At 68.1% G+C, this 14,549-nt stretch carries 14 protein-coding genes; 9 read left to right on the plus strand and 5 right to left on the minus strand.

Annotated elements, in window-relative coordinates; all coding sequences use genetic code 11:
* Positions 1-67 precede the first annotated feature (67 nt).
* Both JWS13_RS16000 and JWS13_RS16005 read left to right on the plus strand, forming a co-directional pair.
* On the plus strand, positions 68-1,150 hold the full coding sequence (locus tag JWS13_RS16000) for a GmrSD restriction endonuclease domain-containing protein (RefSeq protein ID WP_206006532.1): 1,083 nt from the start codon (positions 68-70) through the stop codon (positions 1,148-1,150).
* A gap of 108 nt (positions 1,151-1,258) precedes the next feature.
* Positions 1,259-1,555 carry a response regulator transcription factor gene (locus tag JWS13_RS16005; protein WP_206006533.1) on the plus strand — a complete coding sequence of 99 codons (297 nt, stop codon included), beginning with the start codon at positions 1,259-1,261 and terminating at the stop codon, positions 1,553-1,555.
* Between the two features lie 3 nt (positions 1,556-1,558).
* On the opposite strand, the gene JWS13_RS16010 is transcribed toward JWS13_RS16005, so the two are convergent.
* Positions 1,559-2,845, minus strand: coding sequence for a lactate 2-monooxygenase (locus tag JWS13_RS16010; RefSeq protein ID WP_206006534.1), 1,287 nt, complete (start codon positions 2,843-2,845; stop codon positions 1,559-1,561).
* A 118-nt stretch (positions 2,846-2,963) separates the two neighbouring features.
* Between JWS13_RS16010 and JWS13_RS16015 the strand changes: the two genes are divergently transcribed.
* Positions 2,964-3,737, plus strand: a complete 774-nt coding sequence (locus JWS13_RS16015) for a VOC family protein (RefSeq protein WP_206006535.1) — start codon at positions 2,964-2,966, stop codon at positions 3,735-3,737.
* A gap of 31 nt (positions 3,738-3,768) precedes the next feature.
* Here JWS13_RS16015 and JWS13_RS16020 read toward each other — a convergent pair whose 3' ends face one another.
* Together JWS13_RS16020 and JWS13_RS16025 are read right to left on the minus strand one after the other, a co-directional pair.
* Positions 3,769-4,698 (minus strand): alpha/beta fold hydrolase, encoded by a 930-nt coding sequence (locus JWS13_RS16020; RefSeq protein ID WP_206006536.1) that lies wholly within the window; start codon positions 4,696-4,698, stop codon positions 3,769-3,771.
* A gap of 49 nt (positions 4,699-4,747) precedes the next feature.
* Positions 4,748-5,365, minus strand: coding sequence for a TetR/AcrR family transcriptional regulator (locus JWS13_RS16025; RefSeq protein ID WP_072947499.1), 618 nt, complete (start codon positions 5,363-5,365; stop codon positions 4,748-4,750).
* A gap of 87 nt (positions 5,366-5,452) precedes the next feature.
* On the opposite strand from JWS13_RS16025, the gene JWS13_RS16030 reads away from it, so the two are divergent.
* The 3 genes from JWS13_RS16030 (at position 5,453) to JWS13_RS16040 (ending at position 8,857) form a co-directional block, all read left to right on the plus strand.
* Entirely contained in the window at positions 5,453-6,799 is a 1,347-nt protein-coding gene (locus JWS13_RS16030) for a cytochrome P450 (RefSeq protein WP_206006537.1), read from the plus strand.
* Between the two features lie 61 nt (positions 6,800-6,860).
* Entirely contained in the window at positions 6,861-8,021 is a 1,161-nt protein-coding gene (locus JWS13_RS16035; RefSeq protein ID WP_124392527.1) for an alkaline phosphatase family protein, read from the plus strand.
* 74 nt (positions 8,022-8,095) lie between these two features.
* Complete coding sequence (locus JWS13_RS16040; RefSeq protein WP_206006538.1) at positions 8,096-8,857, plus strand: HNH endonuclease family protein; 762 nt, start codon at positions 8,096-8,098, stop codon at positions 8,855-8,857.
* On the opposite strand, the gene JWS13_RS16045 is transcribed toward JWS13_RS16040, so the two are convergent.
* Together JWS13_RS16045 and JWS13_RS16050 are read right to left on the minus strand one after the other, a co-directional pair.
* Positions 8,858-9,481 carry a DUF3060 domain-containing protein gene (locus JWS13_RS16045; RefSeq protein ID WP_206006539.1) on the minus strand — a complete coding sequence of 208 codons (624 nt, stop codon included), beginning with the start codon at positions 9,479-9,481 and terminating at the stop codon, positions 8,858-8,860.
* 34 nt (positions 9,482-9,515) lie between these two features.
* Positions 9,516-10,535 carry a beta-ketoacyl-ACP synthase III gene (locus JWS13_RS16050; protein ID WP_206006540.1) on the minus strand — a complete coding sequence of 340 codons (1,020 nt, stop codon included), beginning with the start codon at positions 10,533-10,535 and terminating at the stop codon, positions 9,516-9,518.
* A gap of 285 nt (positions 10,536-10,820) precedes the next feature.
* Between JWS13_RS16050 and JWS13_RS16055 the strand changes: the two genes are divergently transcribed.
* The 3 genes from JWS13_RS16055 (at position 10,821) to JWS13_RS16065 (ending at position 14,517) form a co-directional block, all read left to right on the plus strand.
* Entirely contained in the window at positions 10,821-11,936 is a 1,116-nt protein-coding gene (locus JWS13_RS16055) for a DUF4185 domain-containing protein (protein WP_206006541.1), read from the plus strand.
* Positions 11,937-11,975: 39 nt separating this feature from the next.
* The gene (locus JWS13_RS16060) at positions 11,976-12,599 is read left to right on the plus strand and encodes a class I SAM-dependent methyltransferase (RefSeq protein ID WP_206006542.1); all 624 of its coding nucleotides are present in this window, start codon (positions 11,976-11,978) and stop codon (positions 12,597-12,599) included.
* 82 nt (positions 12,600-12,681) lie between these two features.
* Positions 12,682-14,517, plus strand: a complete 1,836-nt coding sequence (locus JWS13_RS16065; protein WP_087555025.1) for an acyl-CoA dehydrogenase — start codon at positions 12,682-12,684, stop codon at positions 14,515-14,517.
* The last annotated feature ends 32 nt before the right edge of the window (positions 14,518-14,549 follow it).

Below are 14,549 nucleotides of genomic sequence, written 5' to 3' on the forward strand. Positions count from 1 at the left end.
GCCGAGTAACGGAAGAGGCCTTCCGTGCGATGAACATTCGACCCCCCACGTTCATTGAAGGACCGGCATGACGTCTCCCCTGCCCTCATCATCTGTCGCTCGCAAGAAGTGGCCCTGGATTGCCGGCGGGATCGTCGTAGCCGTGGCCGTGGTCTCGTGTGCCGGTCCCGGACAGGGCGACCAATCGGCCCAGGCCTTATCCGTGTCGGCGACGCCCGCGGCTTCGACGGCAGCGGCTTCCACGTCGAGTTCTTCGACACCGGTGCCGGTTTCGTCTGCGCTCGCACTCGCACCGGTCGCACCCGCCGTGCTCGGCGGCGCCGACGCGACCGCCGCGCTGCAGCAACTCGCCGGTCTCGAGATCAAGGGCCGCGCACCGAAGACCGGGTACGACCGGGATCTGTTCGGCCAGGCGTGGACCGACGACGTCACGGTCGAGGGCGGCCACAACGGCTGCGACACCCGCAACGACATCCTCGGGCGCGACCTCGACCAGATCGTGTTCAAGCCGGGCACCCGCGACTGCGCGGTACAGACCGGGACCCTGAACGACCCCTACACCGGCACCACCATCTCCTTCGTCCGCGGCGAGAGCACGTCGAGCGCCGTGCAGATCGATCACGTCGTCGCGCTGTCCGACGCCTGGCAGAAGGGCGCGCAGCAACTCGACACCGCGACCCGGGTGAACTTCGCGAACGATCCGCGGAACCTGAAGGCCGTCGACGGCCCCGCCAACCAGCAGAAGTCGGACGGCGACGCCGCAACCTGGCTGCCCCCGAACAAGAGCTACCGGTGCACGTACGTGGCAGATCAGGTGTCGGTGAAGGCCGCGTACGGGCTGTGGGTGACCCAGGCCGAGCACGACGCGATCGCCGGGGTTCTCCAGGACTGCGGGGCGTCGACGCCTGCCGCGGCGCCCGCCCCGACCACCGACGCGGTCCCGGCCGTTGTGCCTGCACCGGCTCCGGTTCCCGCTCCCGCCCCGGCGCCCGCACCCGTCCCGTTCGTGGACACGGCGGGGCCGAGCGACGTCTATTACAAGAACTGTTCGGCGGCCAAGGCTGCCGGTGCCGCACCCGTCCACCTCGGCGAACCGGGCTACGGCACGCACCTGGACCGCGACGGCGACGGTGTCGGCTGTGAGAGCTGATCCGGGCCTGCCGAGACACGCACCGCCACCACCAGTTAACCTGAACTGCCTGCAGGGACGTCGGGTACCTGTAGTCGATTCTGTACATGTCAGAAAGATGAGACCGGCATGACCACTGCACCCGACGCACTCGGGCACCCCCCACACACGGACGAACCGCCAGTCGCCCGCGTCCATCAGAAGCCGGCGCTGTCGGCGCGCGAGATCGAGGTTCTCCGCCACTGGCTGCGCGGCGACTCCAAGCTCGCCGTCGCCGCCGACCTCCACATCGCCCTCGGCACGGTCAACACCCACCTGACCCGCATCCGCGAAAAGTACGCGCTGGTGGGGCGTGACGCGTCCACCAAGACGACACTGCTGGTGCGGGCCCTGCAGGACGGCATCATCACCATCGCCGAACTCTGAGGCCTATGCCCTGCGCAGGGCGTCCCGGTCGATCTCGGCCACCGACGTCAGACCACTGAGGCCCATCGTGAGGTCGAACTCGGCGATCACGTTGGCGGTGGCGTCCCGCGCACCGGCCTGACCCGCGAGCGCCAGGCCGTACAGGTGTGGCCTGCCCAATGTCACGGCGTCGGCACCGAGCGCGAGCGCCTTGAAGACGTCTGCTCCGGTGCGGATTCCGCTGTCGAGGAGCAGCGTCAGCCTGCCGTCGACGACCGGCGCGATGTCCACGAGAGCGTCCAGCGACGACACACTGCCGTCCACCTGCCGCCCACCGTGATTCGACACGACGATCCCGTCCACCCCGGCATCGAGCGCACGCCGGGCGTCGTCCGGGTGGAGCACACCCTTGAGGAGGATCGGCAGCGACGTCCTGCTGCGGAGGGTCTCGATATCGGCCCAGCTCAGCGACGGCCGGGAGTAGATGTCGAGGAACGTCTCCACGGCGGCCCGCGGTTCCGGCGACCGCAGGTTGTCGAGGAATCGGCCCGGGAAGCGCCGGGTCATCGACACCAGTGACCGGATGGCGCCGAGCGTCACCTCGACGTCCGGCTTCTTCGCCGCGGCCTTGATCCGGTCGTGCACGATCCGGCGGAACACCGGGTCGGACGTGTACTGCGCGATCCCCTGCCCCTGCGCGAACGGCAGCGAACCGAGGTTGAGGTCTTCCGGCCGCCAGCCGAGCATCGTCGTGTCGAGGGTGACGACGACGGCGTCCGCCCGGATGTTCGACGCCCGCTGCAGCAGGCTGTCGACGAGGTCGTCGTCGGTGCTCCAGTACAGCTGGAACCATCGGGGCGCGTCGCCCATCGCCGCCGCGCTCTCCTCCATCGGGGCGCAGCCCTGGTTGGAGAAGATGTACGGCACACCCAGTTCTGCGGCGGCAGCGGCGATGGCCACGTCGGCCTCCGGCCTGGCCAGTTCGGCGGCGCCGACAGGTGCGAGCAGCACCGGCGCCGGGATGCGGCGTCCGAACAGTTCGACCCCGATGTCGCGCTTCGAGACGTCGCGCAGCACCCGGGGAACGATCTGCCACTTGTCGAACGCGTCGCGGTTGGCCTGCATCGTGCGGCCCAGCCCGGCGCCGCCGTGAACGTACGCCCAGCCCTTCGCGCTCATCTTCCGCCGCGCGCGCCGCTCGAGGGTGTCGAAGTCGGTGGGAACGGAGGGTGTGCGGCCGAGGACGCCGTCGCGGTAGATCAGATTCTGGCGGGCCCGGCCCGGGCTGTCCTGGTTCTCGCTCGCAGACATGCGGCCGAGTCTTCCACAGCACCTCACGAACCGGCGGCGGGTCGCGCGGACGCGTAGGTTTGTGACCGGCACCACACCGTGCGCTGCCCCGAACCCCCTGACGTCCTAGGAGACCGCGATGCCCGACCGTCCGTCCCTCACCGGCGCTCCCTGCTGGATCGATCTCACCAGTTCCGACCCGCAACAGGTCATTCCGTTCTACACCGGACTGTTCGGGTGGAGGTCCGACACCAACGAGGATCCGCAATACGGCGGCTACTCGATCTTCAGTATGAACGGCAAACCCATTGCGGGCCTTGGCCCGCAACAGCACGGCAACCCGTACGGCAACGTGTGGACCACGTACCTCGCGTCCGAGGACGCCGCGGCCACCGCGGCGAAGGCCGCCGAGGCGGGCGGCCAGGTGATGATGCCCGCAATGGCCGTGGGCGACCAGGGCACGATCGCCATCCTCGGCGATCCCGCCGGCGCCGTCATCGGCGTGTGGCAGGCCGATCAGCACACCGGCTTCGGCCTCGTCGACGAGCCCGGCGCGCCCGTCTGGCACGAGACGCTGTCACGCAACTACGCGGCCGCGCTCCCCTTTTACGCGGACGTGTTCGGCTGGACGTATCAGGCCCTCGGCGACACAGACGAATTCCGGTACTCCCAGGCCAACCTCGGCGACCGCACCGTGGCAGGCATCATGGACGCCGACTCGTTCCTGCCCGACGGCGTCCCCTCGTTCTGGCAGTTCTACATCGGCGTCGGCGATACCGACGCGGCGGTCGCGAAGGTGACCGAACTGGGCGGCAGCGTCCGGCGCGAACCGGAGGACACCCCGTTCGGGCGGCTCGCCTCCGTCGCCGACCCGCTCGGTGCCACGTTCCAGATCACCACCCTGCAGTCCTGACCCTGCGACGGTGGCGCGCGCCGCGCCACCGTCAGACAGGGCCGAACGGCGCCTGCGCCTCCTTGGCGTCCCAGATGTCGAGGAGCGAGCGCAGAATTTCCTCCGACATGCCCAGGCCGCCGAGATGGCTTTCCCCGTGCATCGTGTGGAACTCGGCGTCGGGCAGCAGCGACACCATGTGCTGGCCGTGCCGGAACGGGATGATGTGGTCACAGTCGCCGTGCCACCACCGCACCGGGGTCTTCACCGCGTTCACCCGGAATCCCCAGTCACGCGCAAACAGGACGAGGTCGGCGAACGGGGCGCTGAGCTGCTTGCTGCCGCCGTTGAGCAGATCGTCGAGGAACATCGCCTTGAACTCCGGCCGCGCGAGGAGACGACGGTCGCCCTCCGGGGACATCCGCCCGTACAGGTCGATGATCGGCGACGCGAACGGCCGTGCCAGCCTGATGACGGAACTCGCCGCCAGCCCGACCGGGACGCCGCCCGCCGACAGCACCGGAGCCGCCAGCACCGCGAGATCCATCAACCCGCTGCGGATCGCGTCGGGACCCTTCGTCGGCGCGACACCCCCGAGGATGCCGGTCGCGACCACACGGTCGGGCATCGCGTACGCCGCGGCGAGTGTGTAGGGGCCGCCGCCGGACAGGCCGATCACGGCCATCTGGTCGATGCCGAGCGTGTCGGCGACCGTGCGCAGGTCCTCGGCGAAGTCGATCACTGCGCCGTAGCGGTGGGGGGTCGACGACCCGACCCCCGGCCGGTCGATCCCGATCAGCCGGACGTGCTCTCGTTCGGCGAACGCCCGGGCCTCCATCGGCACCTGACGCCGCGCCCCGGGTGTGCCGTGCAGCCAGAACACCGCCCTGCCCTGTGCCGAACCGAACTCCGCGAAGCCGAGCCGACGCCCCTCGCCTACCGCGACCGTGCCCTCCAACTGTGGGCGTGCGATATCCACCATTCCCACAGCTTCGCACGTGACGGTCGTCACGTTTCCGTTTGGGACCCTCTCAGCGGTGTGCGGTCGACGTGAACTGGTACGTCGCGGCGTCGACGATCTGCTCGGGAGACACCTCGATCTCACCGTTCAGCCACGCCGTCATGAGTTCGGCGAGCCCACCCACGAACAGCAGTGCGGTGATCTCGTCCTGCGGCGACGACCACGCCCGGTCGCCGTAGAGTTCCCGCGCCTGCTCCGCCACCAGCAGCGCGAACGCCCGCAGCAGTTCACGTCTTCGCGTCCGCAGCGGTTCGGCGCCTGCCGATTCGATGATCGACACCCGCCCCTTCCGCGGGTCGGCGGTCAGGATGTCGACGAACGCCGCGATCGCCGCCCGCACCCGCACCTCGGGGTCGCCCGTCACGGTCCGGAGCGTGACCCGCGCGGCCTCGCCGATCTCCGCGGCGATCCCTTCGATCACCTGCACGAGCAGGTCGTCACGGCCGCGGAAGCTCTCGTAGAAATAGCGTTCCGTCAGTTTCGCCTCGGCGCAGATGGCAGTCATGGTCGCCTTGTCGCCGCCGACGGTCCCGAAGACCTGCAGTCCCGCTTCGAGAAGTCGCGCACGGCGTTCGGCGGCGCGCTCCTCCGAACTTCTCCCGCGGTACTGCCGCGCCGGCTGGCTCATGACTCGATGTTGACAGACCTCCCGGTGTGACGCACACTACAGACATCTGACATGGCGTCCTGTCACATACCCGACGAGGGAGTGCCCGTGCCCAAAGTTCTCGCTGCTCCGCCGCAGGAAAGCACGCTCAGCCCCATCTCGGGGAATGCCGGATTCCCCGTCATCGGACACTCCCTGGAGTACTTCCGCGACCCGATGGGACTGCTCCAGAGCCGCTGGGACCGCTACGGCCCCGTGTCGTGGCTGAGCATGGCCGGCAAGAGATGGGTCACCGTGCTCGGACCCGACGGCTGCCAGGCGGTGCTGCAGAACAAAGACCGCGCCTTCGTCAACAGCGACGGGTGGAGCGTGCTGATCGGGCCGTTCTTCCACCGCGGGCTGATGCTCCTCGACGGCGACGAACACCTCGTCCACCGGCGAATCATGCAGCAGGCCTTCACCCGGGACCGACTGTCCCGCTACACCGAGGCACTGCACCCGGCCGTCGAGAGGGGGCTCGACGCCTGGCGGCCCACCCCGGGTTTCACCGTGTACCCGGCACTGAAGGAACTGACTCTCGATCTCGCCACGAGCATCTTCATGGGCGGCGCCGAGGGGTCGACGCCACGGGAGATGGCCGAGGTCAATAAGGCCTTCATCGACTGCGTGCAGGCCGCTACATCGGTGGTGCGGTACCCGCTGCCCGGGACGCGGTGGAAGCATGGCATCGACGGGCGCCGCCGACTCGAGGAGTTCTTCCGCCGGTACCTGCCCGCCCGACGCGCGGGCGCGGGCGAAGACCTGTTCTCCGCGCTGTGCCACATCGAATCCGAAGACGGACAACGGTTCAGCGACGACGACGTCATCAACCACATGATCTTCCTGTTGATGGCGGCGCACGACACGTCCACCATCACGCTGTCGACGATGATGCAGTACCTGGGTCAGCACCCGCAGTGGCAGGAACGCTGCAGGCGGCAGTCCGCGGCGCTCGGCACGTCCACCCCGGGCTACGGCGAACTGGACGAACTCACCGACCTCGACCTCGTCATGAAGGAATGCCTGCGCCTCGTTCCACCGGTCCCGGTGGTCGCGCGCCGAGCGGTACAGGACACCGAGGTACTCGGCCACTACATCCCGAAGGGCACGTACATGTCGGTGGTCGTGCACTTCACCCACCACATGCCCGAGTACTGGCCCTACCCGGAGAGGTTCGACCCCGAGCGGTTCGCACCCGAACGCCGCGAGGATAAGGTCCACCGGTTCGCGTGGGAGCCGTTCGGCGGCGGCGTGCACAAATGCCTGGGGATGCACTTCGCGGGCGCCGAGATCAAGACGGTCATGCACCACCTGCTGCAGCGATTCGAATGGGCGGTGAGCCCCGACTACGTCGCCCCGCTCAACTACACGTCGCTGCCGTTCCCCTCCGACGGCCAGCCGGTGGACCTGTACTGAGCCGACTCCGCAGTGGCCGACTCCGTAGTGCAGCCCCGGCCGATCCACCATAGTGGGAGTCATGACCGTTACGGCGCCCCCGCTCGACGTGTATTCACAGCCCACGCTGTCCAACCTCATGCCGTCCGTCCTCGCTTCGCTGGGTGTCGCCGGCGAGCCGAACCGGCTGCACCTGCCCGACAGCAGGCACACCGTCGTGATCCTGATCGACGGCCTCGGCTGGAGCCTGCTGCGTCGTCATCGCGAGCGCGCCCCGTTTCTCGACAGCCTGACGGGACGGCCGATCCGGGCGGGATTCCCCACGACGACGGCCACCAGCATCGCGTCGTTCGGCACGGGACTGCCGTCCGGCGGTCACGGCATCACCGGCTACCAGTCATACGTTCGTGAGGTTCGCGGCACCATCAACTGGTTGTCGTGGCGCGCGGGCCACAAGGGCGACGAACTCACCCGGCTGGTCCCCGAGGTCCTGCAGCCCGCACCGACCGTGTTCGAGCGAGCCGCGGCAGCCGGTATCGCGTGCACGACGGTGGTTCCGGCGAAGTTCGACGGGTCCGGGCTCACCCGCGCCGTCCTCCGCGGCGGCACCTTCGCGGGAATACATGCGTACGGTGACCTGATCGCACACGTCGTCACCGCGGCGCGATCCGGCGAGCGGACACTCACCTACTGCTATCTCAGCGAAATCGACACCCTCGGGCACATCTACGGTCCGGGATCCGCGCCGTGGCTGCACCAACTAGACCTCGTCGACCGGCTCGTCGAGAGGCTCGCCGCGGAACTCGCGGTCGCGCAACCGGGCGCCGCGCTCCACGTCACCGCCGACCACGGCATGGTCACCGTCGACGACGCCGACAAGATCGACTTCGACGACACCCCCGCGCTGTCCGACGGCGTGGTGGCGCTCGCGGGCGAACCGCGGTGCAGGCACGTCCACGCGCGTGCCGGGGCCGCGCACGACGTCGCCGCCCGGTGGAGGAGCGAACTGGGACACCGCATGTGGATCGGCACCAGAGACGAGGCCGTCACCGCGGGACTGTTCGGCCCCGCCGTGCGATCCGAGGTGCAGGGCCGCATCGGCGACGTCGTCGCCATCGCGCAGGGCGGCGTCGCGGTGGTCCGGCGCAAGGCGGAGTCGCGGCTGTCGGCCCTCCCCGGGCAGCACGGCGCGCTCACCGACGACGAGTTGCTGATTCCGCTGCTGCACACCGCCGCGACGTAAACCCGGGTCGTTCACCGGTTTGCCGGGCCACTCCTGATAGAAATGACGAACAGCGTTGATTTCAGGAGAGATTCATGCCCCGCTCTGCGGTACCGAACACCGGCTCCATCATCACGACCCTCAGAACCAAGTGGCCCTGGATCCTCGCCGGCCTGCTCGTCGTCGTGCTCGTCACGATGCTCTCGCCGGACCCCGACGGCACCCTCGCCTCCGGAACCGGGCCGGCCGCGCCGTCGGAAGCCACTGACGCACAACAGATACAGACGGCGTTCACCCAGCTGTCCACCCTCGAGGTGAAGGGCAGGGCACCGAAGACGGGGTACGACCGGGAGCTGTTCGGCCCCAGCTGGACCGACAACGTGTCGGTCGCGCTCGGACGCAACGGCTGCGACACCCGCAACGACATCCTGCGCCGCGACCTCGTCGACATCACGTCGCGGGACCGCACCCGCGAGTGCGTGGTGCAGTCGGGCACGTTGCGGGATCTCTACACGGGCAACATCATTGCGTTCACCCGCGGCACGAAGACGTCGGACGCCGTGCAGATCGACCACGTGGTGGCGCTGTCGGACGCGTGGCAGAAGGGCGCTCAGCTCCTCGACGCGCAGACACGGGCCGACCTCGCGAACGATCCCCGCAATCTGCAGGCGGTGGACGGACCCACCAATCAGCGCAAGAGCGATGCCGACGCGTCGACGTGGCTGCCCCCGCTGGCGGCGTACCGCTGCACCTACGTGGCACGGCAGGTGGAAGTGAAAGTGGCGTACCGACTCTGGGTGACGGCGCCCGAACGCGACGCGATGGCCGCGGTGCTCACCGGCTGCGGCGCGCGGTGATCACGCTCCGGGCGGGGTGAGCCGGTTCTCGGAGCCGGTGTCGACCGCCGGGGCCGACGCACCGGAATCCCAGTCGACGGAGTTGTTGGAACCGGTCAGCTCGAGCGAGTCGAGGGACACCGCGCGCACGAAGTTGTCGTGGCCGCTCACCGTCATCGCACCGGAATCGTCGACATTCAGAGAGTTTCCGCTTCCGGTGACCGAGATCCGCTCCGCCTGCTTGCCGAGCACGGTCACGGCGTTGCCCTGCAACTCGATCGATTCGACGACGTCGATGGTGGCACTGTTGCTGCGCCCCGCAATGGTGAGCGTTCCGGTCTGTCCGCCGACGACGTTGGTGTCCTGACCGCGCACGACGACCGCGTTCGACGTGGCGACAGTCGCCGAGACGCCGTTGGCCTCGATGGTCACGGTGCCGCATTCGCCCTCGAGGACGACCCCGGCACCGTCCCGGTTGACGATCACGTCGCGGCCCGCGCAGTCACCGCCCGAGTTCAGTTCCACCGCAGAGCCGGAGACCGTCGAGGTGCCGCCGCCACCGGTGCTCCCGCCGCCGCAGCCCGCGAGGGCCACGGCGGCGGACATCAGCACGGCGACGGCGACCGACTGCCGGGTGACACCCATCGATCCCTGCTTTCCTGCCCCCGACGGGACCGGGTCAGTTCTTCGCGAGCGCCGGCATCGTCACGACCTGGGCCGCGTAGGACAGCCCGGCACCGAACGCGAGCAGCAGGGCGGTGTCGCCGGGCTTGGTGGCGCCGGACTGCAGCATCTCCTCCATGGCGAGCGGCACCGACGCCGCCGACGTGTTGCCGCTCTCGGCGATGTCGTCGGACACGGGCACGCCCTCGGGAAGCTTCATGCTGCGCGCGATCACCTCGGTGATCCGCGAGTTCGCCTGGTGCGGGACGAACGCGTCGAGATCGTCGACCGACAAGCCGGCCTTCTCGACCGCCCGCAGCGCGACCTTGCCCATCTCGAAGGCGGCCCAGCGGAACACGGCGGTGCCTGCCATCTTGATGTACGGACGCGTGGCACCCGGCGTCGTGATGTATTCGTACCAATCCAGGTCCTGCACGATGGCGTCGGCCTGGGAGCCGTCCGAACCCCACTCCACCGGTCCGATGCCTGCGACGTCGCTCTTGCCGACGACCACGGCCCCGGCGCCGTCACCGAAGATGAAGCGCGTCGAGCGGTCGGTCGGGTCGGTGGTGATGCTCATCTTCTCGACACCCACCACGAGGGCGTAGTCGACGGATCCGCCGCGAACCAGATCGGACGCCACCGTCAGCGCGGTGCAGAAGCCCGCGCATCCACCGCCGAGGTCGAACGCTCCGGGGCCGTTGGTGCCCAAGGCGTCGGCCACCAGCGCGGCAGCGGGCGGCGTCAGCAGCAGGTACGTCGACGTGGCGACGATGACGACCCCGATCTGCTCGGGGTCGATCCCGCTCGCCTCGATCGCCTTGCGCCCCGCCTCGATGGACATCGTGACGACGTTCTCGTCCTCCGCCGCGAACCGCCGGTTGCGGATGCCCGAGCGCGACTGGATCCACTCGTCGTTCGAGTCGATCAGTTCACAGATCTCGTCGTTGGTGACGACCCGTTCGGGCCGGTACACGCCGAGCCCGAGAAGGGCGGACTGCCGACCTCCAGCCACGGTGGCAATCTGCTTTCCCATCGATCGATCTCCTCATCAGGTCCCGCGTGGTTACGCGCAGTGTGGACTTGTCGCCAGCACACGTTACGTCGGCGGCCGCCCCGCGGGTAGCACCGGTTCCTGTTACTGACGAGTAATATCGGATCCGTGGAGGCGTCGGCGAAACGAACAGGGCGGTCAAACCGACACTTTCGGAAGAACAGACTTGTTAGACTTCTCGCGATTTCCAGCAGTTGATCACCGGTAGGGGGAGTGGTCTCTTCAGGCCACGCAGTGCCGCCTGCTGCTAGAGATGGAGTGTCCTTCGTGAAGCGAACCAGAGCTCTTGCAGCAGCCTCGCTCATCGGCGCGGCAGTGACGTTGATCGCATTCGCGGGCCCGGCTGCCGCGAACCCCAACGCCATCAATCCGATCCCCGGACTCAACGGCACCAACGGGATTCCGCACCTCACCGGTCGCACCCAGGCGGTCGCGCAGCAGACCGGCATGCTCGGTCCCAACCGCACCCAGGACTCCAACGTCCTCGGCACCGACCTCGGCATCATGTGGGACAACGGCCAGGGTCAGGTCCTCACGGCGTTCGGCGACTCCGCCGGGCTCGGACTGCCCAACCTGCTGTCGGGCAGCCTGTGGGCGTGGCGCAGCAGCACCCTTTTCCGCAGCTCGGACGGCATCCTGTCCGACGGGATGAATTTCGACAGTTCGCCCCGCGACATCTTCGGCCAGTCCAAGGAGCTCGTCCCCAGCCCCAAGATCCCGTTCGTCGAGATCAGCCGCATCCCCACCGCAGGCGTCGCCGTCGGCAACACCCAGGTGCTGAGCATGATGTCGGTAAAGAACTGGGGCCCGGCGGGCACATGGGACACCAACTACTCCGGCCTCGTCTACTCGCAGGACAACGGCGAGAACTGGACCGTCGCCCCCGAGACGCAGCGCCCGAACATCGGGGGTAACGCCAACTTCCAGATGAGCGCGTTCGTCAAGGCTGACGGCTTCGTCTACCAATACGGCACGCCTGCCGGGCGCGGCGGACTCGTCCACATCGCCCGCGTCCCGGAACCGCAGATCATGGACCTCGGCGCGTACGAGTACTTCGACGGCGCCAAGTGGATCAAGGGCAACCCCGACGTCGCCAAGCCGATCATGCCGGGCGGCGTCGGCGAATTGTCCGTCGCGTACAACGAATACCTCGGGCAATACCTCATGCTGACCACCGACCAGTTCAACTCCGTGGTCATGCGCCGCTCACCGTCGGTGACCGGACCGTGGGGCCCACCCGAGGTGCTCGTCGACACCCGGGAACTGCCCACCGCGTACGGCGCCTACATTCACCCGTGGTCGTCGGGGCGCGACCTCTACTTCCTCACGACGGTGCACAACAACTACAACGTTCTCCTGATGCGCACCACGCTCACTCCGTAGCGGTCGTACTAGCGTCAGCGGTCGTACTAGCGTCGGGGCATGGATGCAGCTGCCTGGGACGAACGGTATTCACAGAGCGAACTGGTGTGGGGCGCGCCACCCAACGCCGTCGTGGTCGAGCAGGTCACCGCGCTCCCCCGCGGTCGCGCACTCGACCTCGCGTGCGGGGAGGGCCGGAACGCACACTGGCTCGCCACCCGCGGCTGGGAGGTGACGGGGCTCGACTACTCGGCCGTCGCCCTCGACAAGGCCCGCCGAGTAGCCGCCGAAGCGCCCCGCTCGGTCCGGGAACGGCTCGACTACCGCGTCGCGGACGTCACCGAGTCGGACCTCGGCGGCGAGTACGACCTGGTGCTCATGATCTACCTCCATCTCGCCCCGGAGGAGCGCCTGCAGGTTGTGAACCGCGCCATATCTGCGCTGAAACCTGATGGAATCCTCATGATTTTGGGGCATGACGCCGTTAACTTGTCGCAGGGAGTCGGGGGGCCTCAGGACATCGAAATCCTGTATACGCCAGAAGATTTGGCGACAGCGCTCGACGGCCGCCTGAACGTGGACGTCGCCGAACGGCGATTCCGCGAGACGGACACCGGAACGGCGATCGACGCGCTCGTCGTCGCACACCGCCCGAGTCTTGGCAGTCCGGTAAATGACGCGTAATATCGCTGATGTTACCGACGAGTAATAACTTGGGCGGTACTAACTGATAGACCGCACCATCTCACTGGGAGAGACAGAAGACATGGGCCATTACAAGAGCAACGTCCGCGACCTGGAGTTCAACCTCTTCGAGGTACTCGGTCTCGAGCAGCCGCTGAGTGACGGCGTGTGGGGCGATCTCGACGCCGACACCGTCCGCAACATGCTCAGTGAAGTTGCCCGCCTCGCCGAGGGACCGCTGGGCGAGTCCTTCGCCGACGCCGACCGCAACCCTCCGGTCTTCGACCCCGAGAACCACACCGTCACCCTGCCGGAATCCTTCAAGAAGTCGTTCCGCGCACTGTGGGACGCCGAGTGGTACCGCATGGGAATCTCCGAGGAGATCGGCGGCGTCCCCGTGCCGCGGTCCGTCGTGTGGGCCATCGGTGAGCTGATCCTCGGCGCCCAGCCGGCCGCGCACATGTACCAGGCCGGACCCGCCTTCGCGGACGTCCTGTTCAACAACGGCACCGAAGAGCAGAAGAAGTGGGCCGCCACCATCGTCGAACGCGGCTGGGGCGCCACGATGGTCCTCACCGAGCCCGACGCCGGTTCCGACGTCGGCGCAGGCCGCACCAAGGCCATCAAGCAGGACGACGGCTCCTGGCACATCGAGGGCGTCAAGCGGTTCATCACGTCCGCCGACTCCGACGACCTGTTCGAGAACATCTTCCACCTCGTCCTGGCCCGCCCCGAGGGTGCAGGCCCCGGCACCAAGGGACTGTCGCTGTTCTTCGTCCCGAAGACGCACTTCAACTTCGAGACCAACGAATTGGGCGAGCGCAACGGCGCTTTCGTCACCAACGTCGAGCACAAGATGGGTCTGAAGGTCTCCGCCACGTGTGAGGTCACCTTCGGCGGCCACGGCATTCCGGCCCAGGGCTGGCTCGTCGGCGAGGTCCACAACGGTATTGCGCAGATGTTCGACGTCATCGAGCACGCCCGCATGATGGTCGGCACCAAGGCCATCGCCACCCTCTCCACCGGCTACCTCAACGCCCTCGACTACGCGAAGGAACGCGTCCAGGGCGCCGACCTCACCCAGATGACGGACAAGGCCGCCCCGCGCGTCACCATCACGCACCACCCCGACGTCCGTCGCGCCCTCGCCATGCAGAAGGCGTACGCCGAAGGCCTGCGCGCCGTGTACCTGTACACCGCGGCGCACCAGGACGAGGCCACCGCCAAGCTGGTCTCCGGCGCCGACAAGGACCTCGCGTTCCGCGTCAACGACCTGCTGCTCCCGATCGTCAAGGGTGTCGGCTCCGAGCGGGCCTACCAGTACCTGACGGACAGCCTGCAGACCTTCGGCGGGTCCGGCTTCCTGCAGGACTACCCGATCGAGCAGTACATCCGCGACGCCAAGATCGACTCGCTGTACGAGGGCACCACCGCCATCCAGGCGCAGGACTTCTTCTTCCGCAAGATCGCCCGCGACCGCGGCGTGGCACTTGCCCACGTCGCAGGCGAGGTCAAGAAGTTCATCGACACCGAGGCGGGCAACGGTCGCCTCAAGGCCGAGCGCGCCCTGCTCGCCACCGCCCTCGAGGACGTCCAGACCATGGCCGCCACCCTCACCGGGTACCTCATGGGCGCCCAGGAGCAGCCGTCCGAGCTGTACAAGGTCGGCCTCGGTTCCGTCCGGTTCCTGATGTCCGTCGGCGACCTCCTCATCGGCTGGCAGCTCCTGCGCCAGTCCGAGATCGCGATCAAGGCCCTCGACGAAGGCGCCTCCGGCAAGGACAAGGCGTTCTACGAAGGCAAGGTCGCCATCGCGTCCTTCTTCGCGAAGAACGTGCTGCCCGAGCTGACCGCCACCCGCGGCATCGTCGCCAACCTCGATAACGACATCATGGAGCTCGACGAAGCAGCGTTCTGATCGCCTTCACACGGCCCGGTGGCCGGGGATTC

Origin of the sequence: Rhodococcus pseudokoreensis (assembly GCF_017068395.1) — a bacterium.
Classification (GTDB): Bacteria; Actinomycetota; Actinomycetes; order Mycobacteriales; family Mycobacteriaceae; genus Rhodococcus_F; species Rhodococcus_F pseudokoreensis.

What these genes read in the sequence shown, in the direction of transcription:
- JWS13_RS16005 (WP_206006533.1), top strand. Translation starts at nt 1,259, where the DNA reads ATGACCACTGCACCCGACGCACTCGGGCACCCCCCACACACGGACGAA.
- JWS13_RS16065 (WP_087555025.1), top strand. Translation starts at nt 12,682, where the DNA reads ATGGGCCATTACAAGAGCAACGTCCGCGACCTGGAGTTCAACCTCTTC.
- JWS13_RS16000 (WP_206006532.1), top strand. Translation starts at nt 68, where the DNA reads ATGACGTCTCCCCTGCCCTCATCATCTGTCGCTCGCAAGAAGTGGCCC.
- JWS13_RS16015 (WP_206006535.1), top strand. Translation starts at nt 2,964, where the DNA reads ATGCCCGACCGTCCGTCCCTCACCGGCGCTCCCTGCTGGATCGATCTC.
- JWS13_RS16060 (WP_206006542.1), top strand. Translation starts at nt 11,976, where the DNA reads ATGGATGCAGCTGCCTGGGACGAACGGTATTCACAGAGCGAACTGGTG.
- JWS13_RS16040 (WP_206006538.1), top strand. Translation starts at nt 8,096, where the DNA reads ATGCCCCGCTCTGCGGTACCGAACACCGGCTCCATCATCACGACCCTC.
- JWS13_RS16025 (WP_072947499.1), bottom strand. Translation starts at nt 5,365, where the DNA reads ATGAGCCAGCCGGCGCGGCAGTACCGCGGGAGAAGTTCGGAGGAGCGC.
- JWS13_RS16035 (WP_124392527.1), top strand. Translation starts at nt 6,861, where the DNA reads ATGACCGTTACGGCGCCCCCGCTCGACGTGTATTCACAGCCCACGCTG.
- JWS13_RS16045 (WP_206006539.1), bottom strand. Translation starts at nt 9,481, where the DNA reads ATGGGTGTCACCCGGCAGTCGGTCGCCGTCGCCGTGCTGATGTCCGCC.
- JWS13_RS16020 (WP_206006536.1), bottom strand. Translation starts at nt 4,698, where the DNA reads ATGGTGGATATCGCACGCCCACAGTTGGAGGGCACGGTCGCGGTAGGC.
- JWS13_RS16050 (WP_206006540.1), bottom strand. Translation starts at nt 10,535, where the DNA reads ATGGGAAAGCAGATTGCCACCGTGGCTGGAGGTCGGCAGTCCGCCCTT.
- JWS13_RS16010 (WP_206006534.1), bottom strand. Translation starts at nt 2,845, where the DNA reads ATGTCTGCGAGCGAGAACCAGGACAGCCCGGGCCGGGCCCGCCAGAAT.